Annotated in this window: 1 pseudogene; it reads left to right on the forward strand. The window is 67.0% G+C overall.

Annotated elements, in window-relative coordinates:
• Positions 1-15: 15 nt before the first annotated feature.
• Positions 16-440 (forward strand): annotated as a pseudogene (locus Q5762_RS37180) (non-ribosomal peptide synthetase); the annotation flags it as partial.

A 440-nucleotide genomic window follows, 5' to 3' on the forward strand; every position in this document is an offset into this window, starting at 1 on the left:
AGTGAGGCGTTCACGTTGAACGTCACGGTCAACGACCGGCTCCCGGTCCATCCCGACATCGACCGCGTCATCGGCGAGTTCACCTCGGTGTCGCTGCTGGCCGTCCGACCGGAGCAGGGCGCGACCGTACGCGAACAGGCACAGGCCCTGCAGGCCCAGTTCTGGCAGGACTTCGAGCACCGCGCCTTCAACGGCGTACGCGTGCTGCGCGAACTCGGCCGTACCGAAGGGGCCGCCCGCGCCTCCATGCCCATCGTCTTCACCAGCGCCCTCGGCGACGGAGAAGCCTCGCTCGGGAAGGCAGCCGCGGAGTTCGGCGATCTCTCCTACCACCTGACCCAGACCCCTCAGGTCTACCTGGACTGCCAGGTGTTTGAGTTGGGTGGGGTGTTGCGGGTGAACTGGGCCGTGGTGGAGGAGCTCTTCCCCGCAGGTCTGAT

This window comes from Streptomyces sp. P9(2023), assembly GCF_032436795.1.
In the GTDB taxonomy this organism is placed as follows: domain Bacteria; phylum Actinomycetota; class Actinomycetes; order Streptomycetales; family Streptomycetaceae; genus Streptomyces.